Source organism: Peribacillus sp. FSL K6-1552 (assembly GCF_038005205.1).
GTDB lineage: Bacteria > Bacillota > Bacilli > Bacillales > DSM-1321 > Peribacillus > Peribacillus butanolivorans.
This window is the reverse complement of the sequence record NZ_JBBOST010000001.1, coordinates 4,337,309-4,359,227: the sequence shown is the minus strand read 5'-3', so window position 1 is coordinate 4,359,227 and position 21,919 is coordinate 4,337,309. Positions and strand designations below refer to the sequence as shown.

Annotated in this window: 18 protein-coding genes; 17 read left to right on the top strand and 1 reads right to left on the bottom strand. The window is 39.8% G+C overall.

Translation table 11 applies throughout. The features are described from left to right. Positions 1-40: 40 nt before the first annotated feature. The 9 genes from NST21_RS20980 (at position 41) to aceA (ending at position 10,827) form a co-directional block, all read left to right on the top strand. Positions 41-1,282 (top strand): NAD(P)-dependent malic enzyme, encoded by a 1,242-nt coding sequence (locus NST21_RS20980; protein ID WP_053347279.1) that lies wholly within the window; start codon positions 41-43, stop codon positions 1,280-1,282. Between the two features lie 5 nt (positions 1,283-1,287). Then, entirely contained in the window at positions 1,288-1,917 is a 630-nt protein-coding gene (locus tag NST21_RS20975; RefSeq protein ID WP_082527708.1) for a GntR family transcriptional regulator, read from the top strand. Positions 1,918-2,007: 90 nt separating this feature from the next. Beyond that, positions 2,008-2,871 carry an acetyl-CoA carboxylase, carboxyltransferase subunit beta gene (accD, locus tag NST21_RS20970; RefSeq protein ID WP_056529319.1) on the top strand — a complete coding sequence of 288 codons (864 nt, stop codon included), beginning with the start codon at positions 2,008-2,010 and terminating at the stop codon, positions 2,869-2,871. Further along, the gene (accA, locus tag NST21_RS20965; RefSeq protein WP_340891008.1) at positions 2,868-3,866 is read left to right on the top strand and encodes an acetyl-CoA carboxylase carboxyl transferase subunit alpha; all 999 of its coding nucleotides are present in this window, start codon (positions 2,868-2,870) and stop codon (positions 3,864-3,866) included. Before accD ends, accA begins: the two co-directional genes overlap by 4 nt. Before the next feature lie 276 nt (positions 3,867-4,142). Continuing rightward, on the top strand, positions 4,143-5,102 hold the full coding sequence (gene pfkA / locus NST21_RS20960; RefSeq protein WP_340891007.1) for a 6-phosphofructokinase: 960 nt from the start codon (positions 4,143-4,145) through the stop codon (positions 5,100-5,102). A 140-nt stretch (positions 5,103-5,242) separates the two neighbouring features. Beyond that, the gene (pyk, locus tag NST21_RS20955; protein ID WP_056529314.1) at positions 5,243-7,003 is read left to right on the top strand and encodes a pyruvate kinase; all 1,761 of its coding nucleotides are present in this window, start codon (positions 5,243-5,245) and stop codon (positions 7,001-7,003) included. A gap of 81 nt (positions 7,004-7,084) precedes the next feature. After that, positions 7,085-7,477 (top strand): FxsA family protein, encoded by a 393-nt coding sequence (locus NST21_RS20950; RefSeq protein WP_056529312.1) that lies wholly within the window; start codon positions 7,085-7,087, stop codon positions 7,475-7,477. Between the two features lie 428 nt (positions 7,478-7,905). Then, positions 7,906-9,498, top strand: a complete 1,593-nt coding sequence (gene aceB / locus NST21_RS20945; RefSeq protein WP_340891005.1) for a malate synthase A — start codon at positions 7,906-7,908, stop codon at positions 9,496-9,498. A 45-nt stretch (positions 9,499-9,543) separates the two neighbouring features. Next, the gene (aceA, locus tag NST21_RS20940; protein ID WP_340891003.1) at positions 9,544-10,827 is read left to right on the top strand and encodes an isocitrate lyase; all 1,284 of its coding nucleotides are present in this window, start codon (positions 9,544-9,546) and stop codon (positions 10,825-10,827) included. Between the two features lie 90 nt (positions 10,828-10,917). Here aceA and ytvI read toward each other — a convergent pair whose 3' ends face one another. Further along, entirely contained in the window at positions 10,918-12,045 is a 1,128-nt protein-coding gene (gene ytvI / locus NST21_RS20935; RefSeq protein ID WP_201186159.1) for a sporulation integral membrane protein YtvI, read from the bottom strand. Positions 12,046-12,233: 188 nt separating this feature from the next. Between ytvI and NST21_RS20930 the strand changes: the two genes are divergently transcribed. The 8 genes from NST21_RS20930 to hflC all read left to right on the top strand — a co-directional run bounded on the left by NST21_RS20930 (position 12,234) and on the right by hflC (position 21,815). Next, positions 12,234-12,695 carry a DUF441 domain-containing protein gene (locus NST21_RS20930; protein WP_053347270.1) on the top strand — a complete coding sequence of 154 codons (462 nt, stop codon included), beginning with the start codon at positions 12,234-12,236 and terminating at the stop codon, positions 12,693-12,695. Positions 12,696-13,232: 537 nt separating this feature from the next. After that, positions 13,233-14,348: a citrate synthase gene (citZ, locus tag NST21_RS20925; RefSeq protein ID WP_053347269.1), complete on the top strand. Its 1,116-nt coding sequence runs from the start codon at positions 13,233-13,235 to the stop codon at positions 14,346-14,348. 149 nt (positions 14,349-14,497) lie between these two features. Beyond that, positions 14,498-15,769, top strand: coding sequence for an NADP-dependent isocitrate dehydrogenase (gene icd, locus NST21_RS20920; protein ID WP_053347268.1), 1,272 nt, complete (start codon positions 14,498-14,500; stop codon positions 15,767-15,769). Positions 15,770-15,894: 125 nt separating this feature from the next. Next, complete coding sequence (mdh, locus tag NST21_RS20915; protein ID WP_056529302.1) at positions 15,895-16,830, top strand: malate dehydrogenase; 936 nt, start codon at positions 15,895-15,897, stop codon at positions 16,828-16,830. A 291-nt stretch (positions 16,831-17,121) separates the two neighbouring features. Further along, positions 17,122-17,853 carry a response regulator transcription factor gene (locus tag NST21_RS20910; protein ID WP_201186155.1) on the top strand — a complete coding sequence of 244 codons (732 nt, stop codon included), beginning with the start codon at positions 17,122-17,124 and terminating at the stop codon, positions 17,851-17,853. Next, positions 17,837-19,615: a two-component system histidine kinase PnpS gene (pnpS, locus tag NST21_RS20905; protein ID WP_340891001.1), complete on the top strand. Its 1,779-nt coding sequence runs from the start codon at positions 17,837-17,839 to the stop codon at positions 19,613-19,615. Before NST21_RS20910 ends, pnpS begins: the two co-directional genes overlap by 17 nt. A gap of 254 nt (positions 19,616-19,869) precedes the next feature. Then, entirely contained in the window at positions 19,870-20,886 is a 1,017-nt protein-coding gene (hflK, locus tag NST21_RS20900) for an FtsH protease activity modulator HflK (protein WP_340892594.1), read from the top strand. Continuing rightward, positions 20,883-21,815 carry a protease modulator HflC gene (gene hflC, locus NST21_RS20895; RefSeq protein WP_053347264.1) on the top strand — a complete coding sequence of 311 codons (933 nt, stop codon included), beginning with the start codon at positions 20,883-20,885 and terminating at the stop codon, positions 21,813-21,815. The genes hflK and hflC overlap by 4 nt, the downstream gene beginning before the upstream one ends. Positions 21,816-21,919 lie beyond the last annotated feature (104 nt).

Genomic DNA, 21,919 nt, shown 5'->3' with positions numbered 1-21,919 from the left:
TATATATTCGGTTTGACCAATTCGTTCTAGGAGTGAAATTATGACGTTAAGAGAAGAAGCATTACATATGCATCGCTTGAATCAAGGAAAGTTAGAAACAGTTTCAAAGGTACCGGTTAGGAATGCCGAAGATTTAAGCTTGGCTTATTCTCCTGGTGTCGCGGAACCGTGTAAAGAAATTTACGAGAAACCTGAGACTGTTTATGACTATACGATGAAAGGGAATACTGTGGCTGTCATTTCTGATGGAACGGCTGTGTTGGGACTAGGAAACATTGGACCAGAAGCTGCTTTGCCAGTTATGGAAGGTAAAGCCGTTTTATTTAAGAGTTTTGCAGGAGTCGACGCTTTTCCAATTTGTTTAAAAACGACAGAAGTGGATAAAATTGTAGAGACTGTTAAATTACTTGAGCCTACATTCGGCGGAGTGAACTTAGAGGACATTGCTGCACCGAATTGTTTTGAAATTGAAGAACGGCTTAAGAAAGAAATGAATATCCCTGTTTTTCATGATGATCAGCACGGGACAGCAATTGTAACTGTTGCCGGTCTTGTAAATGCTTTACGCCTTGTAAATAAATCAATATCAGAAATTAAAGTGGTAGCAAATGGAGCCGGTGCTGCTGGCATTGCAATCATTAAATTGCTTTATAGCTATGGAGTACGTGACATTATTATGTGTGACACGAAAGGTGCCATTTATGAGGGTCGTCCGACAGGCATGAATGAGATAAAAGCACAAGTGGCCAAAGTAACCAATAGAAATAGGGTTGAAGGACCTCTAGAAGTAGTTATTCAAGATGCGGATGTCTTTATCGGTGTTTCTGCAGCTGGCGCGTTAACCAAAGAAATGGTTTCCACCATGAACCGGGATGCAATCATTTTCGCTATGGCTAATCCTGATCCGGAAATCATGCCGGAGGAAGCGAAAGCAGCTGGTGCCAAGGTAGTTGGGACAGGACGTTCCGATTTTCCAAACCAGGTCAATAACGTTCTTGCCTTCCCTGGAATCTTCCGTGGGGCTTTAGATGTACGTGCGACCCATATCAATGAAAAAATGAAGGTAGCTGCTGTTCAGGCAATTGCCGGTTTAATACAAGAACATGAGATTCACGAAGACTACGTTATTCCTGCTCCTTTTGATGAAAGAGTAGCACCTGCCGTTGCGGCGGCTGTGGCCAAGGCAGCGATGGAAACAGGAGTGGCGAGAATTAAAGTGGATCCAGAAGAAATTAAAGAAAAAACAAGAAAATTAGCGATCATTGGAAAAAGTGAGGAATAATTATTTTGGCGGATCGTACTTCTTCATCCAAAATTTATCTCGATGTTGTTGAGAGCCTACGTAGCATGATTGAAGCGGACAGCCTTATACCAGGAGATAAAATCCCTTCTGAACGGGAGTTATCGGATCGACTGAATGTGGGACGTTCCTCTGTCCGTGAAGCATTGCGTGCCTTAGAGCTATTAGGATTGATAGAAACAAGACGTGGTGAAGGGACGTTTATCAGGGATTTCCAGGAGCATAAGTTAGTAGAGCTTCTGGGAACCTTTTTTTTGCAAGACAAAAAGGTACAAGAAGATTTAGCTGAGACGAAAAGATTGATTGAAATTGACTGTTTACGGATTGTAGCCTTTTTCGCTACAGCTGAAGAAATCAAACAATTAATCGTTTGGGTCAAAGCTGACGAGTTTCTTGATGATGATTTCTTCTTAAGAATTGCCATATTAAATCGCAATCGATTGCTTGAAAGAATTTGGCGCATTGTCAACAGTTATGCTAGAACATCAGAGTTGGTACTGGGTAATACAAAAAAGGAAGATTATCTTGCATTACTTACATATTTGCTCGAACGAGATGAAGAAAAAGCCATTGAAACGTATCTAATTAGAATTAGAAATATGTCGAAGGACGAGTGACACCTTTTTACACGATACTAATTTTATTTTTGATATAGTTTGGGCCAAGTATCATAATATAGATAATTGGTGGTAAAGGGAGGATTAAGCTTGCTTAAAGAGCTATTTGCGAAGTCTAAGAAGAAATATGCAACGGTTCCTTTAGATCGTGAGAAACAAGATGTACCAGAAGGAATTATGACTAAATGCCCCGGCTGTAAAAAAATCATGTATACAAAAGAATTAGTGAAAAACCAGAAAGTCTGTCTGCATTGCGGATTCCATCATTCAATGTCCTCTCATGAGCGGATTGAATATTTATTTGATGCCGGTAGTTTTAATGAATTTGATAAAGAAATGATTTCAGTTAACCCACTTCAGTTCCCGGATTATCTGGAGAAGCTGGAAAAGGATAAAAAGAAAGCCAAGATTAATGAGGCAGTGGTCACAGGGGTAGGAAGCATTAATGGCTACCAAGTTTCCACGGCTATCATGGATTCCAATTTTAGGATGGGAAGCATGGGCTCAGTCGTTGGGGAAAAAATCACCCGGGCGATTGAACGGGCTGGAGAATTGAAGATTCCGTTTATCATATTTACAGCATCAGGCGGCGCGCGGATGCAGGAAGGTGTTCTTAGCTTGATGCAGATGGCTAAGACCAGTGCTGCTCTAAAGATGTTCAGTAATGAAGGCGGTCTGATTATTTCGATGATGACACATCCTACTACAGGCGGAGTTTCAGCAAGTTTTGCGTCCCTTGGGGATATTAACCTTGCTGAACCTGGAGCCCTAATTGGCTTTGCGGGACGTCGAATCATTGAACAGACGATCCACGAAGATCTTCCAGAAGATTTCCAAACGTCTGAATTTTTGATGAAGCACGGGCAATTAGATGCGGTAGTTAAACGTACGGAATTAAAAGAAACCTTGACAACAATCCTTAAAATCCATGCCCCGGGTGGTGAATGGTTATGATTTACGAATTAGAATTTGAACGTCCTGTTACAGAGCTTCGAAGTAAGATTAAAGAGCTGAAGGAAATAACGAAGGATGCGGATGTAGACCTGACGGTTGAAATCGAAACTTTGGAAAAACGTCTCGAGAAGTTAGAAGTCGATATTTATAATCATTTAAAACCATGGGATCGTGTACAGATTGCTCGACATCCGGCTCGTCCAACAACGCTTGATTACATTCCGCTTTTATTTAATGACTTCATCGAGTTTCATGGTGATCGTTATTATGGAGATGATGAGGCAATTGTGGCTGGTATCGCCGAATTTGAAGGACGGGCTGTGACTGTCATTGGTCATCAGCGTGGGAAGGATACGAAGGAAAATATCCGTCGTAACTTTGGTATGCCCCATCCAGAAGGCTATCGAAAAGCTTTGCGTCTAATGAAACAGGCTGAAAAATTTAATCGTCCGATTATTTGTTTCATAGATACGAAGGGGGCTTTCCCTGGTAAAGCGGCAGAAGAGCGCGGACAAAGTGAAGCCATCGCGAAAAACCTTTTTGAAATGGCAGGACTGAAGGTGCCGGTTATCAGTATTGTCATCGGTGAAGGGGGCAGTGGTGGTGCTTTGGCTCTAGGAGTTGGAGATCGAATTTTCATGTTAGAGAATTCAACGTACTCAGTAATCTCTCCTGAAGGTGCTGCTGCTTTGCTTTGGAAGGATGCTTCCCAGGCTAAACGGGCTGCGGAATCAATGCAAATCACGGCTCCTGACTTAAATCGCTTAGGGGTCATTGATGAGATTATTCCTGAAGTGAAAGGCGGCGCCCATCGAGATGCTAATGTACAGGCTGAAGCCATTAAGGATATTCTGAAACGTTCATTTAATGAATTGCTTCCTATGGATAGCGATGAACTGATCAATCAACGTTATATGAAATTTAAGAAAATTGGTGAATATGAATTTGAAAAACAACCAGAGGGGAAACCTAAGGAAGTTGAACAGCATTCATAAGCATTTAGCAACTGGAAAAAACGTGCTGCCAAGGGCAACACGTTTTTTTCAGCCTTACTAGGGAAGCATACATACATATATATATCTGTTTGAGTGAAGAATCCAAACTTTTACGCCCTTTTACTTCAATTTCTGAAGAGAATCGGTTAGGCTTAGAACATCAAGTAAGCAAAAGTGAAAAAGTGATTGCTTATTGAAGGTAGAAAAAGGGTACAATGTAATAACGAAAGTTAATGTGAGCTTAATTTTGATTAGTGCTGTAGAGAGGTGACAATAATGAAAAGAATAGGTGTATTAACCAGTGGAGGAGATTCTCCAGGTATGAACCCGGCAGTCCGAGCTGTTGTCCGGAAAGCGATTTTTCATGAGATGGAGGTCTTCGGAATTTATCATGGCTATCAAGGTCTGATAAATGGAGATATAAGGAAACTTGAACTTGGATCGGTCGGTGATATCATTCATCGCGGCGGTACAATGCTACATACGGCTCGCTGTCCGGAATTTAAGACTGAGGAAGGTCAGCTAAAAGCTATTGAACAATTGAATAAGTTTGGTATTGAGGGCATTGTTATTATAGGTGGAGATGGTTCCTACCGGGGAGCGAAGGCATTAACTGAAAGAGGCTTTCCATGTATCGGGGTTCCTGGAACGATCGATAATGATATTCCAGGTACAGATTTTACAATTGGTTTTGATACGGCTCTAAACACGGTAATCGATGCTATCGATAAAATTCGGGATACAGCAACTTCTCATGAAAGAACTTATGTGGTTGAAGTAATGGGAAGAAATGCGGGCGATATTGCTCTTTGGGCAGGTCTTGCTGGCGGAGCAGAAACGATTCTATGTCCTGAATATAAATACGATATGGAAGAGTTGATTGGTAAGTTGAACCGCGGACATGACCGGGGGAAAAAGCATAGTATCATTATTGTTGCTGAAGGTGTTGGAAGCGCCGTTGATATTTCCAGACAAATTGAAGCAAAAGCAGGTTTTGAAACGCGTGTTACAGTGCTTGGCCATGTTCAGCGCGGCGGATCTCCCTCAGCAATTGATCGAGTGTTGGCAAGCCGACTCGGAGCACGTGCTGTAGAATTGCTTCTTGAAGGCAAAGGCGGCAAGGCTGTCGGGATAGAACAAAATATACTAGTTGATTATGATATCATCGAAGCACTTGCGAAACAGCATACAATTGACAAGAAAATGTATGATCTATCCGCAGAGTTATCAATTTAATTGGTACTGGTTTAGGTTTAATGAAAGAAATCAGTACTGAGAAAGTATTCAAATATTAGAAAAAGTAAGCTTATAAATACTACGCCATGTCTGCCAAAAGGTGGACAGTCGGCGAGTTTTTCTTAGAGGAGGTTGACACCATGCGAAAAACCAAGATTGTTTGTACAATTGGCCCCGCAAGTGAAAGTATAGAAAAGTTGGTTCAATTAATAGAAGCAGGAATGAATGTAGCTCGGCTGAATTTTTCTCATGGCAATCATGAGGAGCATGCCGCTAGAATCCGTAACATTAGGGAAGCGGGAGAGAAAGCAGGGAAACAGGTTGCTATCCTTTTAGATACAAAAGGTCCGGAAATAAGGACGAATAATATGGAGAACGATGCTATAGAGTTGACTGCTGGTGATGAAGTCAGTATTTCTATGAACGAAGTCCTTGGAACGCCTGAAAAATTTTCTATTACGTATGAGGGACTTCTCTATGATGTCCATCCGGGATCCAGAATTTTGTTAGATGATGGTTTAATTGGTCTTGAAGTGTTAAAGGTGGATGAAGTCAAAAAAGAAATCCATACGAAAATTTTAAACAGTGGAACACTTAAAAACAAAAAAGGTGTAAATGTGCCAGGTGTTTCAGTTAACCTACCAGGCATCACGGAAAAAGACGAACAGGACATCCTATTTGGAATTGAACAGGGAATTGACTTTGTTGCTGCCTCTTTTGTTCGTAGGGCATCTGACGTCCTAGAAGTGCGTGAACTTCTGCAACAGAATGGAGCGGAACATATTCAAATCATCCCTAAAATTGAAAATCAAGAAGGCGTCGACCGTCTTGATGAAATCCTGGAAGTGTCAGATGGTTTGATGGTAGCTCGCGGTGACCTAGGAGTGGAAATTCCTGCAGAAGAAGTGCCACTAGTCCAAAAACAAATGATCAAAAAATGTAACAATGCCGGGAAACCAGTTATTACAGCTACCCAAATGCTCGATTCGATGCAGCGTAACCCACGGCCGACCCGTGCAGAAGCAAGTGACGTGGCCAATGCCATTTTTGATGGAACTGATGCCATCATGCTTTCCGGTGAAACAGCAGCTGGGACCTACCCTGTTGAGGCCGTTCAAACGATGCATAACATTGCTTCTCGTGCAGAAACAGCCCTTGATTATCGGGAAATATTATCAGTAAGAAGCAAAGTGAATCGTCATAATGTCACTGATGCTATTGGCCAGTCTGTTGCCCATACGGCGCTTAATCTAAATGTCGGCGCAATCATTACACCTACCGAGAGCGGTCATACGGCACGGATGATTTCTAAATATCGTCCTAAGGCACCGATTATCGCTGTTACATCTAATGATCATGTTTCAAGAAGACTTGCATTGGCCTGGGGAGTTTACCCGCAGATTGGACCAAAAGCGACGACCACGGATGAAATGCTCCAAACGGCAATCGATGAAAGTCTGCATTCCGGATTGGTATCCCATGGAGATTTAGTTGTCATTACAGCTGGTGTGCCTGTAGGTGAAACAGGAACGACTAACTTGATGAAAATTCATGTATTAGGAGAGGTTCTTTTGAAGGCTCAAGGAATCGGCAGGAAATCTGCGAAAGGTGAAGTGGTTATAGCTAGGAATTCCAAGGAAGCTTTGGAAAAAGTAACTGAAGGATCTGTATTAGTTACAATTGGTTCTGATCGGGATATGATGCCGGCAATTCAAAAGTGTGCTGCATTGATTACTGAAGAAGGCGGTTTGACAAGCCACGCAGCTGTTGTGGGAGTCACTTTAGGCATTCCGGTTATCGTTGGAGCAGAAGATGCGACCAAAATCTTTAAGGATAAACAAAGAATTACGGTCGATGCTAGTCGCGGAATCATTTATGATGGACATGCTAACGTTTTATAGAACGAAATTTTGGATGATTTCGGTCCAATGAGGTAAGATGAGTGTACCGCACCATACGTGGGCTGTGCAGGAGGAATGTAGATGAAATATTTTTTATTGTTTATCATTGCGATGCCGGTCATTGAGATTATTGTCTTATTGTTGTCAGGTAATGTGATTGGTTTTTGGCCAACACTGTTCCTGATTGTAGCTACCGGTTTAATCGGTGCCTATTTGGCCAAGCGGCAAGGAATGGAAACATGGAAAAAGGCACAGGAACAGATTCGATACGGAATGATGCCAGGAAATGAAATCATTGATGGAATCTGTATCTTTCTTGGAGCTGCATTGTTGCTGTCACCGGGACTTATCTCGGATATCATAGGATTAATCCTAGTATTTCCGCCAACCCGGAATCTCCTCAAACCGATCGTTATCCGGTTTATTATGAACAGGATGAATAAAGGAAAAGTAACGATTATTCGCCATAAATAGTAAGAGGCTGTCTAAAAGCTAAACTTTTTAGACAGCCTCTTTTGGTTAGAGAAATGAATTTATCATTAGCATCCCAGGTATTTCTAAGGATGTTTTTTTGCGTTTTTACTGAAAAGGCTCTTGAATTGTTTAAGTTTTTAATTATAGAGGCCAATCATGAGAGAAATTTATGGGGGTGAGATTTTTCCTGTTTCACTGATCAAGAATGGATTTTTGGAAGTTAAACTAGTATAAAATATCAGAATATTTTAATTATTTTTTAAGAGAAATGTTGTTATACCAGGCTTTTCCAAGTTAAATATTCTCTTTTTTAATTTTTTTTAGAAAAAACTGGTGACAAATTTACATATCGTGTTATATAATACAATCAAGAAAAGAAACAACTGTATTATAACATATAAGAGCTTGAAAGGATGTGGAGAAGCAACATGATTACTGAAGCAAAAGGCTTACAAATTACAGGTACGATTAAGCCTGGATATGAACAAATACTTACAACAGAAGCTCTTCAATTTATCGAAAGAATTGAACGGCATTTCGGTGAAAGAAGAAAAGAACTTTTAGAACAACGTAAAATCGTTCAAGAGGACCTAAATCAAGGCAAGCTACCTAATTTTCTTGAAGAAACGAAGCATATTCGTGAAAGTGATTGGACAATTGCGCCCCTCCCGAATGACTTGCAAGACCGCAGGGTTGAAATCACTGGACCGGTTGACCGTAAGATGATCATTAATGCTTTGAACTCAGGTGCCAATGTTTTCATGGCTGACTTTGAAGATGCCAATTCACCCACTTGGGAAAATTGTATAGATGGTCAATTGAATCTACGCGATGCAATTCGCGGTACCATTTCATTTGAAAATCCAAATGGAAAAGTATACGCATTAAATGAAAAAACAGCTGTTTTAAAAGTAAGGCCTCGCGGCTGGCACTTAGAAGAAAAGCATGTTCTTTTAAATGGACAGCCAATATCAGCTAGCTTTTTCGACTTTGGACTATACTTTTATCACAACGCAAAAGCATTAATCGAAAAAGAAAGCGGTCCATACTTCTACTTACCGAAGATGGAAAGCCATATCGAAGCAAGATTATGGAATGATGTCTTTGTTTATGCACAAAACGATTTAAGAGTCCCGCAAGGAACTATAAAAGCAACTGTCTTGATTGAAACGATTCTTGCAGCATTCGAAATGGACGAAATTCTGTACGAGTTGAAAGATCATTCCGCAGGCCTGAACTGTGGCCGCTGGGATTATATCTTCAGCTTCCTGAAAAAATTCCGTCACTCGGATGATGTTATCTTCCCTGATAGGTTACAGGTTACGATGACTGTCCCGAACATGAGAGCGTATTCCTTATTAGCAATCAAAACATGCCACACTCGTAATGCTCCGGCAATAGGCGGGATGGCAGCACAAATTCCAGTCAAAAATGACCCGGTCAAAAATGACGAGGCGTTTGCTAAGGTACGCGCTGATAAAGAACGCGAAGCGAGAGACGGTCATGATGGGACATGGGTCGCCCACCCAGGCATGGTAAGTACAGCAAAAGAGGTGTTTGACCTCCTTGTTCCAAAACCGAATCAAATCTATCGGAAACGTGAAGATGTTCAAGTATCAGCAGAAGAATTGCTAGAAGTACCAGAAGGAACGATAACGGAAGCTGGATTACGGACGAACATTAACGTAGGCATCCAGTATATTGCATCTTGGCTAAGTGGAAGAGGCGCTGCTCCTATTCATAACCTAATGGAAGATGCAGCAACAGCTGAAATCTCACGTGCTCAAGTTTGGCAGTGGATCCGTCATCCAAAAGGTATTTTAGAAGATGGTAGAAAAATCACCGAAGAATTATTCCATCAGATTAAAGAAGAAGAATTAGCAGTCATTAAATCAGAGGTAGGAGAAGAAGCTTTCAAATCAGGGAAATTTGAAGAGTCTACTAAACTATTTGAAGAATTGATTGCAGCAGATGACTTTGCGGATTTCTTAACAAATCCGGCATATGAACAATTATCTTAATGTTTAGTTAATTAATATTTTTATATAAATTAGGAGGAAATTATAATGACTAATGAAAGAGCGCAACAACTACAACAAAGCTGGGAAAATGACGCACGCTGGACTGGAATTAAACGGCCTTATTCTGCTGAAGAAGTTATCAAATTAAGAGGTTCTATCGATATCGAACAAACATTAGCTCGCCGTGGTTCTGAAAAACTATGGAACCTTTTAAATACAGAGGATTTCATTAACGCACTAGGAGCATTAACTGGTAACCAAGCAATGCAACAAGTAAAAGCTGGTTTAAAAGCAATCTACTTAAGTGGTTGGCAAGTAGCTGCTGATGCTAATATCGCTGGACAAATGTACCCTGACCAAAGCTTATACCCAGCTAACTCTGTACCACAGGTTGTTAAACGCATTAATCAAACACTGCAACGTGCTGACCAAATTAGCTTTGCTGAAGGAAAAGATGATATTGATTGGTTTGCACCAATCGTAGCAGATGCTGAAGCAGGCTTCGGGGGTGCTCTTAACGTATTCGAACTAATGAAAGGTATGATTGAAGCTGGAGCTGCTGGCGTTCACTTTGAAGACCAACTATCTTCCGAGAAAAAATGTGGTCATTTAGGCGGTAAAGTTCTTCTTCCAACGCAAACGGCAGTACGTAACTTAGTATCAGCCCGTTTAGCAGCAGACGTAATGGGAACACCAACTATCTTAATTGCTCGTACTGATGCAGATGCTGCAGACTTGATCACGGATGATATCGATCCGGTTGATGCACCTTTCATCACAGGTGAACGAACTCTAGAAGGATTCTACCGTACAAACGCAGGTCTTGACCAAGCGATTGCACGTGGTCTAGCATATGCACCATATGCTGATCTTATCTGGTGCGAGACTTCTGAACCAAACCTAGCAGATGCTCGCCGATTTGCTGAAGCGATTCATGCAGAGTTCCCTGGTAAACTACTTGCTTACAACTGTTCACCATCATTTAACTGGAAAGCAAAATTAAGTGATGAAGAAATTGCTAGTTACCAGGTTGAATTGGGGAAATTGGGTTATAAATTCCAGTTCGTAACACTTGCAGGTTTCCACTCATTGAATCACAGCATGTTCAACCTTGCTCTTGGTTATAAAGACCGTGGAATGGCTGCATACTCAGAACTTCAACAAGCAGAATTCGCTAGTGAAATTGACGGCTATACTGCAACTCGTCACCAACGTGAAGTTGGAACTGGTTACTTTGATGAAGTAGCACAAGTAGTTTCTGGTGGAACATCATCTACAACAGCACTTGCTGGCTCTACTGAAGCAGAACAATTTGAGACTTCAAAATAATAGATAGACTATAAAAAAATCCGCCTCAAACTCGAGGCGGACTTTTTTATAGGAACGAGAGATTTCTGAATAAAAGTTAATTCTAAAGCTTTAGGTGGTTTTATTTGTATCCGCTCCGATAATAAATGCCCAAATGGCCTTAAAGACATGGGCGCGCTGGAGTGTATTAAATATGACAAGGACCACAGGCCCTGCAATAAGTCCCAGAAAACCGATTAATTTGAAACCGATGAATAAAGCAACGAGAGTAGCAAGTGGATCCAATCCGATACTAGAAGAAAGAACTTTAGGCTCAATTAATTGACGCTGGACAACTACGATAATGTAAAGCACAGACAAACCAATTGCAAGGCTGGTATTCCCTGTAATGAATTCAAAAATAATCCATGGAATAAATATGGTCCCGGTACCCAAATAGGGAATGATATCAACCAATCCGCAAATTAATGCAATTGTAATTGAATAGTTCACTCCTAAAATGAGTAAACCAATCAAGATCGTAACCGTTGTCAATGAAACAAGTGTGAATTGTGCCCGGATAAACCCGAATAAAGCTCGTTTTAAATCCCGGAATAAACGCTTGGCACCTGCAAAAATCTTATCAGGTAAAAACTTTCCCGTTATGCGGCCGAAGTGATCCCAATCTTTACTAATGAAGAAAGTGCCCAGTAGGGTAAAGAGGAGTGCTGTTGCTGTAGTTGGAAACCAGCCGATGATTGCGGGAATATTTTTTAAGAACGCTTGAATAAAACTACTGACACCGGTAGTGATGGATTCGCCAATATTTTGGATATTCTTGAGGACGGTGTCTTGCTGCTCGATATCTAAATTATTGAACATAGCGGTTGTTTGATTATATAAAGGGATGATAGTGGTCGCGATGTATGTTTCGATATAATCTACTATAGTTTCAATATGTTGAGGTATGACACCAGCAAGGTAATTGGTACCTGAAATAATTTCAGTAACCAGCAGGGTAATGAGTCCTGCAAATAAAAGAAAAATGAGTAAAAGGGAAACGAACACAGCCAATCCTCTTGGTAACCGGCCTTTCTTTTCAAAAAAAGTAACCAGAGGGTTCATCAAGAAAGCAATAATCATGGCAATAATGAATGGATATGTATATTTAGATAAATAGAACAAGGCAATTCCACCTAAAATTATGCCTCCGATGACCAGTAAAGAACGAATGAAACGATAAATATAAACAGGATTCAAGACATACCCTCCTTCTAACATAAACTTTGTATTATAATTGTAACGACGTTGGAAAAGAAAGGAAAGATTCTTTCGTCTTTCTGCTTAATTTTTTTCCGTTTTAGTATCGTTTTATAAATCAATCTCCTATTGAGAAAGAGTGGAGGTTGTTATGTTAAAATAACAAAAAGAAAGAAGGTGAAGGGAGAATGATAAACGGTCCTGTCGTATTTTTAATTTTACTTGCAGTTATCGGTTGGGTTGGAAAAAACACATCACTGATTGCGGCTGCGGGTTTTCTTTTACTCATGAAACTCATCGGCCTTGATACAAAAGTGTTTCCATATTTAGAAGCGAAAGGGATCAACTTAGGCGTCACCATCATTACGATTTCAGTGCTAATCCCCATTGCAAATGGAGCGATTGGTTTCAAGGAACTCGGTGACGCCATAAAGTCACCTTATGCCTGGATTGCGCTCGCATCTGGAATAGCTGTTGCACTTATAGCGAAAAATGGAATTACCCTCCTTTCACATGATCCGCATATTACAACGGCTCTTGTTTTTGGGACGATTCTTGCGGTCGCATTATTCAAAGGTGTCGCTGTTGGACCGTTAATTGGGGCAGGAATTGCTTATCTATGCATGCAAATCTTTGATTTTTTTAAATGAGCAAAATGGTAAATGATAGAATGGATTGTAAGAGCGGAAATGAAAAAATTCTATTTAATGTTTCGATTATTCTGCTTTGTAACAAATTTTCAAAAAAACGTTTTGGATCCCATTAAAAAAAGCAAGAGAATATGTAGCTAATTTTTCTAATAAAATAATAATTTTTTCACATTTTAGGTGCTTTTGATTCCCAAAAAAGTGTTTATTGTTTATAATAATCATGTAACTGCTCTGATTTATTAAAAATAGGATTCAGAATATCATTGATATTTTTGAGGAATCTTAAAAAGAGATGTAGTTATTGAGCAAGCGCTCACTAGGAATAGCTACAAGCATTATTTTTAGAATTTCGTATAAAGGATTATCGTACATTTTACTATTGTTGGGGTCATATTCTGTGAACGCTTCCAATACAAGATGTATGTCTTCTGCTAAAAAATAGATGGTTGTATTCAATAGCTAATTTCTTGGAAGCGCTATATTTATACGCAATAAGCAAGGGCATAGGGGAATACTTAGGAAAAGGAGAGATTTAGTATGACAGCAACAAAAGGTCTTGAAGGTGTGGTAGCAACAACTTCATCAGTAAGCTCTATTATCGATGATACGTTAACGTATGTAGGTTATGATATCGATGATTTAGCTGTAAACGCAACATTCGAGGAAGTAATCTATCTTTTATGGCATGGAGCTCTTCCAAACAAAAGCCAATTAGAAGAATTAACTAAACAACTTGCTGAAAATGCTGCAATTCCAGCTGAAGTGGTTAATCATTTCAAAACATACCCAATTGATAAAGTACATCCAATGGGAGCTCTTCGTACAGCAGTATCTCTTCTTGGTCTTTATGATGAAGAAGCAGATGTAATGAGTGAAGACGCTAACTATCGTAAAGCAATCCGCATCCAAGCAAAAATCCCTACATTGGTAACAACTTTCGCTCGTATCCGTCAAGGAAAAGAAGCGGTTGCACCACGTACTGATCTAAGCTTTGCTGCTAACTTCTTATATATGTTAAGCGGTAATGAACCAACAGCAATCGAAGAAGAAGCATTCAACAAAGCATTAGTTCTACATGCTGACCATGAATTAAACGCTTCTACATTCACTGCACGTGTTTGTGTGGCTACATTATCTGATATCTATTCTGGCGTGACTTCTGCTATCGGCGCATTAAAAGGCCCTCTTCACGGCGGAGCTAACGAACAAGTTATGAAAATGCTTACAGAAATTGGTTCTGTAGAAAACGTTGAGCCTTATATCAACGAAAAATTAGCTAATAAAGAAAAAATCATGGGCTTTGGCCACCGTGTATACCGTAAAGGTGATCCACGTGCTAAACACCTTAAAGAAATGTCTCAAAAATTGACTGAACTTACTGGTCAACCACAATACTACGATATGTCTATCAAAATTCATGAAATTGTAACTGGTCAAAAAAATCTTCCACCAAACGTTGATTTCTACTCTGCTTCTGTATACCACAGTTTAGGTATCGAGCATGACCTATTTACACCAATCTTTGCTGTAAGCCGTGCTTCAGGCTGGATTGCTCATATCCTAGAGCAATATTCAAACAACCGTCTGATCCGTCCACGTGCAGAGTATGTTGGACCAGGTATGCAAAAATACGTACCGATTGAAAACCGATAATTTTTGAATAGATAAAAGTTTTTTCGAAATTTTATTTTTTATTTCATCGATTTTGTAGTAAATTAATAGATGTGAGTAAAAAAGGTTAGTGGTTCTGCTTAAATTAAGCGGCCAGCTAACCTTTGAATTTGAATCGGAGGTAAAGAGACATGACACAAAGCCAAAAAATCACAGTTACTAACGGTGCTCTTAACGTACCAAACAACCCAATCGTTCCTTACATTGAGGGAGACGGAATCGGTCCTGATATCTGGGCAGCAGCTTCACGCGTTTTAGACGCAGCTGTTGAAAAAGCATACAATGGCGAAAAGAAAATCGAATGGAAAGAAGTTTTAGCTGGACAAAAAGCATTTGACCAAACAGGCGAATGGCTTCCACAAGAAACTCTTGATGTCATTAATGAATATCTAATCGCTATTAAAGGACCTCTTACAACACCAATCGGTGGCGGAATCCGCTCATTGAACGTTGCATTGCGTCAAGTATTAGACTTATTCGTATGTCTACGTCCAGTACGTTACTTTGACGGTGTACCTTCACCAGTTAAACGTCCTGAAGACACTGACATGGTTATCTTCCGTGAAAACACTGAAGACATCTATGCTGGTATCGAATATGCAAAAGGTTCTGACGAAGCGAAAAAATTAATCGATTTCCTACAAAATGAATTCGGTGTTAAAAATATTCGTTTCCCTGAAACTTCTGGTATTGGTATTAAACCAATTTCTGAAGAAGGAACAAAACGTCTTGTTCGCTCTGCACTTAACTATGCGATCAAAGAAGGCCGTAAATCATTAACTCTTGTTCATAAAGGTAACATCATGAAATTTACAGAAGGCGCATTCAAAACTTGGGGTTATGAAGTTGCAGAACAAGAATTCGCTGAGAAAGTGTTCACTTGGAACCAATATGATCAAATTAAAGAAGCTGAAGGCACTGAAGCTGCTAACAAAGCACAATCTGCTGCTGAAGCTGAAGGCAAAATCATCGTTAAAGATTCTATTGCTGATATCTTCTTACAACAAATCCTAACTCGTCCTAAAGAGTTTGATGTTGTTGCAACAATGAACTTAAACGGAGATTACATTTCTGATGCACTTGCTGCACAAGTTGGCGGAATTGGTATTGCTCCAGGAGCAAACATCAACTACGAAACTGGACATGCTATCTTCGAAGCAACTCATGGAACAGCTCCTAAATACGCTGGTCTTGATAAAGTTAACCCATCTTCAGTTCTTCTTTCAGGCGTTCTTTTACTTGAACACCTTGGTTGGAACGAAGCTGCAGACAGCATCACAAAATCAGTAGAACAAACAATTGCTTCTAAAGTTGTAACATATGACTTTGCCCGCCTAATGGAAGGTGCAACAGAAGTTAAATGTTCTGAGTTCGCTGACGAACTTATCAAAAACCTTAAATAATTACTTATGATGCTTTCTGGAAAAGAGCCGATACGGTCTTCTTTTTCAGGGAGCTTTATATATATGTGTGGATAAAGACGTTAAAAGTTTCCAAAAATATTTACATATTTTAAGGAGGAAATGACATGTCTAAACGCAAAAAAATTACAGTAGTTGGTGCTGGTTTCACTGGTGCTACAGCAGCGTTCCTAGCAGCTCAAAAAGAACTTGGTGATATCGTTTTAGTTGATATTCCACAAGCTGAAAACCCAACAAAAGGTAAAGCACTTGATATGGCGGAAGCAGCTCCAGTTCAAGGTTTTGACGCTAACATCATCGGTACTTCTAACTATGCAGATACAGCTGATTCTGACGTAGTCATCATCACTGCTGGTATCGCTCGTAAACCGGGTATGAGCCGTGACGACTTAGTTCAAACTAACCAAAAAGTTATGAAATCTGTAACTAAAGAAGTGGTTAAATATTCTCCAAATACAACCATCATCGTTTTAACAAACCCAGTAGACGCAATGACATACACTGTTTATAAAGAATCAGGTTTCCCTAAAGAACGCGTAATTGGACAATCTGGTGTACTTGATACAGCTCGTTTCCGTACTTTCGTAGCTCAAGAATTAAACCTGTCTGTTAAAGATGTAACTGGTTTCGTTCTTGGTGGACACGGTGACGATATGGTTCCTCTAGTACGTTACTCATACGCTGGCGGAATTCCTTTGGAAACATTGATTCCTCAAGATCGTTTAGAAGCAATCGTTGCTCGTACACGTACTGGTGGCGGAGAAATCGTTAACCTTCTTGGAAACGGAAGTGCATATTATGCACCGGCTGCAGCTCTAGTAGAAATGGCTGAAGCTATCCTTAAAGACCAACGTCGCGTTCTACCTTCTATTGCTTACCTTGAAGGCGAATACGGATTCAAAGGAATCTACCTTGGCGTGCCAACTGTACTAGGTGCAAATGGTATCGAACAAATTATCGAACTTGAATTAACTGAAGACGAAAAAGCTTCACTTTCTAAATCAGTTGAATCAGTTAAAGCAGTAATGCAAGTTTTACAATAAGAGACATTGAAAGCATCTTAATAAGACTGCCCGGAAGAATGGAAGGGAAGGCTAAGCTAAGGCCATATCCTCCCATCCAACCGGGCAGTTTTTTTTCTGGCCGTTTCTAACCGGGACTTAATTAATCCATGTTTAATAACCATAAAGGAGACGATGATCCCTGCTAATGGTAGGATTACTTTTCAATGATGTTTTTTTTATGTGTAAATTTCATATAATATTCTTTATAATAGAGTTGGATGAGTAGACTGAAAAAAGTCTCAGGGGTAATACATAATTCAGGAGGATCTAATGTCAAAGAAAATTCTCGTAGTGGATGATGAACAATCAATAGTTACCTTACTTCAGTATAATTTAGAACAGGCAGGCTATTCAGTAGTTACAGCTTTAGATGGGGAAGAAGGTCTGCAGGCTGCTGTGGATATACGACCGGATTTAGTCGTATTGGATCTGATGTTGCCTAAAATGGATGGGCTTGAAGTGTGTAAACAGCTTCGTCAGCAAAAAATCAATATACCAATTTTGATGCTGACAGCTAAGGACGATGAATTTGACAAAGTGCTTGGTCTTGAACTAGGGGCGGATGATTACTTAACCAAACCTTTTAGTCCGCGTGAGGTAGTTGCCCGAATTAAGGCAATACTAAGAAGATCCCAGCTTCAATCGAATGGCAGTGAAACAAATCTTGATCAGGAAGATGGGTTCCTAAAATTAGGCGGCTTGAAAGTCTATCCTGAACGTTACGAAGCATTCTTTGATGAACAACAATTAGAATTAACTCCAAAGGAATTTGAATTACTTTTATACCTTGCAAAGAATAAAGGAAGAGTTTTAACGAGAGATCAGCTCTTAAGTGCGGTTTGGAATTATGATTTTGCAGGAGATTCGCGAATCGTGGATGTCCATATTAGCCACCTTCGTGAAAAAATAGAGCAAGATACAAGAAAACCTCTTTATATCAAAACGATCAGGGGCTTGGGTTATAAGCTTGAGGAGCCAAAAAAGAATGACCACCTATCGTAAAAAGCTTCTTTATACTCTCATCATGTTGGTGATGGTCGTCATGATGGCCGTGGGCTTTTTATTGGGACATTTGTTCAAAAGTTATTATATTAAAACATTTAATGAGCGTATACAGAACGAAACATTTTTCATTTCTACATATATTCAGGAGCATGGGGGGATCACCTCCTTTTTGGAAGAAGGGAAAACGGCAAAATTAACACCCCTGTTAGATTCCAACTTAACCATCCTCTCAGCGAGTGGAGAGATTTTATACGATTCAACATCGTCAAATGAGCTACATAAAAACCATGCAAATATCCTTCGAAAGATCATCTTGGAAAAAGGTCTTAAGCAAGAAGAAGGATATGAAGTTATCGAGGGAGAATCGGATCTCCATTATTATTGGAAAACGGTTGAAAAGGATGGAGAAATTGAAGGATTTGTCGTTCATAGCAACGAAATAGAGGCCATCCACCAAGTTAATAAGCAAATGTGGCAAATATTGATCATTTGTTTAGGGGTAGCCTTGATCATTATCCTCATGCTTGCGAGTAAAATCACTTCTTATTATACCCGGCCGATTGAGGAAGCAACGATGGCAGCCATTGAATTGGCAAAGGGGAATTATAGAACTCGGACATTCGAGCAACACTCTGATGAAACAGGGATGCTCACCACTTCGCTAAACATATTAGCGAGGAATTTACAGGAAACAGAAACGGCGAGGGAAATGAATCAGGATCGTTTGGAAACACTGGTTGAAAATATCGGTAGTGGTGTCCTATTAATTGACAGTAAAGGCTATACGACCCTAATTAACCGGGAATTCAAAAAAAGCTTCGGTGTAAACTCGGCTACGTTTTTGTTTCAAGTATTTTACTCGGTCATTAAAGATCAAGAAGTCATTTCTATAATAGAAGAAATTTTCCGGACGGAAAAGACAATAAAACGCCAAGTGAAAATACCACTTGCCATTGAACGTAAGCATTTTGAGATATACGGGGCTCCGATTATCGGTACTCATGACGAATGGAAGGGGATTCTCCTCATTTTCCATGATATTACCGAATTGAAAAGGCTCGAGCAAATGCGGAAGGATTTTGTGGCCAATGTATCCCATGAACTGAGAACACCGATTACTTCTATCAAAGGCTTTTCAGAAACGTTGCTCGATGGGGCTTTAAAAGACGAAAAAACATTGAAGCACTTTTTATCCATTATTTTGAAAGAAAGTGATCGGCTGCAAGAACTCATTCAGGAACTTCTTAATTTATCAAAAATGGAGCAACAGGAATTTGTTTTAAAAACGGGCGACGTGGATATTACAAATGTCCTTGGTGATATACAAGAGATGCTTATTGGTAAATTGAAGGAAAAAGAAGTTTCTCTTGAGATAAAAGCTTCTTCGGAACCTGTTTTTATTGAAGGGGAATCAGACAGGATCAAACAGGTTTTCATAAATTTGATTACTAACGCGTTGACATATACACCAAATGGAGGGTGGGTCACCGTGAACGTCACTGAAAATGAACAAACGGTGGATATTATAGTCCAAGATAGCGGTATCGGTATTGAAGAAAAAGAACTTCCAAGAATCTTTGAACGGTTTTATCGCATTGATAAGGCAAGGAGTCGTGATTCAGGAGGAACAGGCATCGGACTCGCTATCGTCAAGCATATTATAGAAGTCCATAAAGGTAAAATCAAAGTAGAAAGTACGCCGGGGTCGGGTACGACTTTTACGGTAACGTTAAATAAAAGCTTAAAAGGAAAAGTGTAGGAATTGTGTGAATTTACATGTCCTTTACAATTTCTTTAAACTGACTTCATAATGGAGGGTTAAAATGGTTGTACAACCCCTCATCCAAGGAGTTAGGCGAAGACAGAGACACTAAGTCTCTGTCTTTTCTTTTGTCTATATTCCTCTTTACCTACCTTCTATACTATTTTCATTAGGAAAATATTTGATTTTTATGAAACTTTAGACCCTTCCTTGCGTAAATAAGATATAACGGCAAATAAGGGGTGATACATATCGTCAGTTTAAAAAGGATATATACAATCACAGGACTAGTATTTCTTATTTTAATTTTTGGTGTAGTTGCGATATCGACCTGGTACACGGTAGATGAATCCGATCAGGCTGTCATTATGACGTTTGGTAAGGTAGAGCAGACGATTACAGAACCAGGCCTTCACTTTAAGCTGCCTTGGCCGATTCAGTCGGTTGAAAAACTATCGAAAGAAACATTCAGTCTTAAATTTGGATACAAGGAGGAGAATGGAGAGGTAACAGATTATCCGAGAGAGACCAAGATGATTACGGGGGATGAAAATATTGTTCTTGCTGACCTAGTGGTTCAATGGAAAATCACAGACCCACCAAAATACCTGTACAATGCAGATGATCCAGAGAAAATTTTATATGACACCACTTCCGCTGCTTTAAGAAGTATTATCGGAAGCACGAAAATTGATGATGCACTTACTTCCGGTAAAGCACAAATTGAAGCAGATGTCCGGGAACTGCTAACACAGTTAATGGAGAAATATGATGTAGGCATATCAATATCTGCGGTTAAGCTCCAGGATGTGGAGTTACCGAATGAAGAAGTGCGGAAAGCCTTTACGAATGTCACAGATGCTAGAGAAACGGCGAATACGAAAAAAAATGAAGCGGATAAATATGAAAACAAACGTATTAATGAAGCTGAAGGGGAAAAAGATGCCATTATCTCACAAGCAAATGGTGATAAAGCCGCTCGTACGGAGGCTGCTCGTGGGGATGTAGCGGTCTTTGAAAAATTATATAGTGAATATAAAGGCAATAAGGGTATTACAAAAGACCGTCTTATTATTGAAACGCTTGAAGAAGTATTGCCGAATGCAGAGATTTATATCATGAATGATGATGGAAATACAATGAAGTACTTACCACTTCGCTCACTAGAAAAAGAGGAAACGAAAAAAACGCCTATTCCTGAAGAAGAAACGAAGAAGGAGTCTGTACCTGAAGAAAAAGCGACAGGGGAAGGAGGCACCAAACAATGAGCGGAAAAGTAATTGATTTTAATGAGATGAGGAAAGGTAATTTTCACTGGGGAGGCTATGTTAAAATAGGGATTTTCTTCATTATATTTATCGTGTTGCTGCTGATTATCTTCACCAATGTGTATATCGTCAAGGAGGGTGAATATAAAGTCGTCCGCCAATTTGGTGAGGTGGTTAGAATCGATAAAACCCCAGGATTAAAGGCGAAGGTACCATTCATTCAAAGTGTGGTTACCCTGCCAAAATATCAAATGAGTTCTGATGTGTCAGAGGCGGAAATCAATACAAAAGATAAAAAGCGGATGCTCATCGATAACTATGCGGTCTGGAGGATAGAGGACCCAAAAAAATTGATCACCAATGCAAGGACACTCGAGAATGCGGAAACGAGAATGGAAGAGTTCATCTATTCGGCAGTACGTTCAGAGTTGGGTCAGTTGAATTATGATGAAATTATTAATGATGAGAAGTCATCGAGGGGAAGTTTGAACGACCGTATTACGGAGAAAGTTAACGAACTGCTACAAAAGGACAGTTACGGGATCAGCCTAACTGATGTCCGGATAAAACGGACGGATCTGCCTGCGGAAAATGAAGAATCCGTCTTTAAAAGGATGATTTCCGAGCGCGAATCGAAAGCGCAAGAGTACCTATCCAAAGGAGATGCGAAGAAAAACCGAATTATTGCGGATACTGATCGAAAGGTAAAAGAATTGCTTTCGACTGCAGAGGCAGATGCAGAAGTGATTCGGGCTGAGGGAGAAGGGGAAGCAGCGAAAATTTATAATAAGTCGTTTTCCAAAGATCCTGATTTCTATAAACTATACCGGACGCTTGAATCTTATAAAAAAACGATTGGTGATCAAACGGTCATCGTTCTGCCATCAGATTCACCGTACGCTAGCTTGTTAATGGGAAATACAAAATAGCATAGTCGCCGTCATTTTTCTTTCCACTTCTACTCATGGTAGAATAGAGAAAGAAAATGCACGGCTTTTTGCGTTTATAAATAGAAGCTGAACTACATAACCCT

Coding starts and splice junctions, on each gene's coding strand:
- NST21_RS20980 (WP_053347279.1), top strand. CDS start 41: ATGACGTTAAGAGAAGAAGCATTACATATGCATCGCTTGAATCAAGGA.
- accA (WP_340891008.1), top strand. CDS start 2,868: ATGATTTACGAATTAGAATTTGAACGTCCTGTTACAGAGCTTCGAAGT.
- pfkA (WP_340891007.1), top strand. CDS start 4,143: ATGAAAAGAATAGGTGTATTAACCAGTGGAGGAGATTCTCCAGGTATG.
- pyk (WP_056529314.1), top strand. CDS start 5,243: ATGCGAAAAACCAAGATTGTTTGTACAATTGGCCCCGCAAGTGAAAGT.
- NST21_RS20950 (WP_056529312.1), top strand. CDS start 7,085: ATGAAATATTTTTTATTGTTTATCATTGCGATGCCGGTCATTGAGATT.
- aceB (WP_340891005.1), top strand. CDS start 7,906: ATGATTACTGAAGCAAAAGGCTTACAAATTACAGGTACGATTAAGCCT.
- aceA (WP_340891003.1), top strand. CDS start 9,544: ATGACTAATGAAAGAGCGCAACAACTACAACAAAGCTGGGAAAATGAC.
- NST21_RS20930 (WP_053347270.1), top strand. CDS start 12,234: ATGATAAACGGTCCTGTCGTATTTTTAATTTTACTTGCAGTTATCGGT.
- citZ (WP_053347269.1), top strand. CDS start 13,233: ATGACAGCAACAAAAGGTCTTGAAGGTGTGGTAGCAACAACTTCATCA.
- icd (WP_053347268.1), top strand. CDS start 14,498: ATGACACAAAGCCAAAAAATCACAGTTACTAACGGTGCTCTTAACGTA.
- mdh (WP_056529302.1), top strand. CDS start 15,895: ATGTCTAAACGCAAAAAAATTACAGTAGTTGGTGCTGGTTTCACTGGT.
- NST21_RS20910 (WP_201186155.1), top strand. CDS start 17,122: ATGTCAAAGAAAATTCTCGTAGTGGATGATGAACAATCAATAGTTACC.
- pnpS (WP_340891001.1), top strand. CDS start 17,837: ATGACCACCTATCGTAAAAAGCTTCTTTATACTCTCATCATGTTGGTG.
- hflC (WP_053347264.1), top strand. CDS start 20,883: ATGAGCGGAAAAGTAATTGATTTTAATGAGATGAGGAAAGGTAATTTT.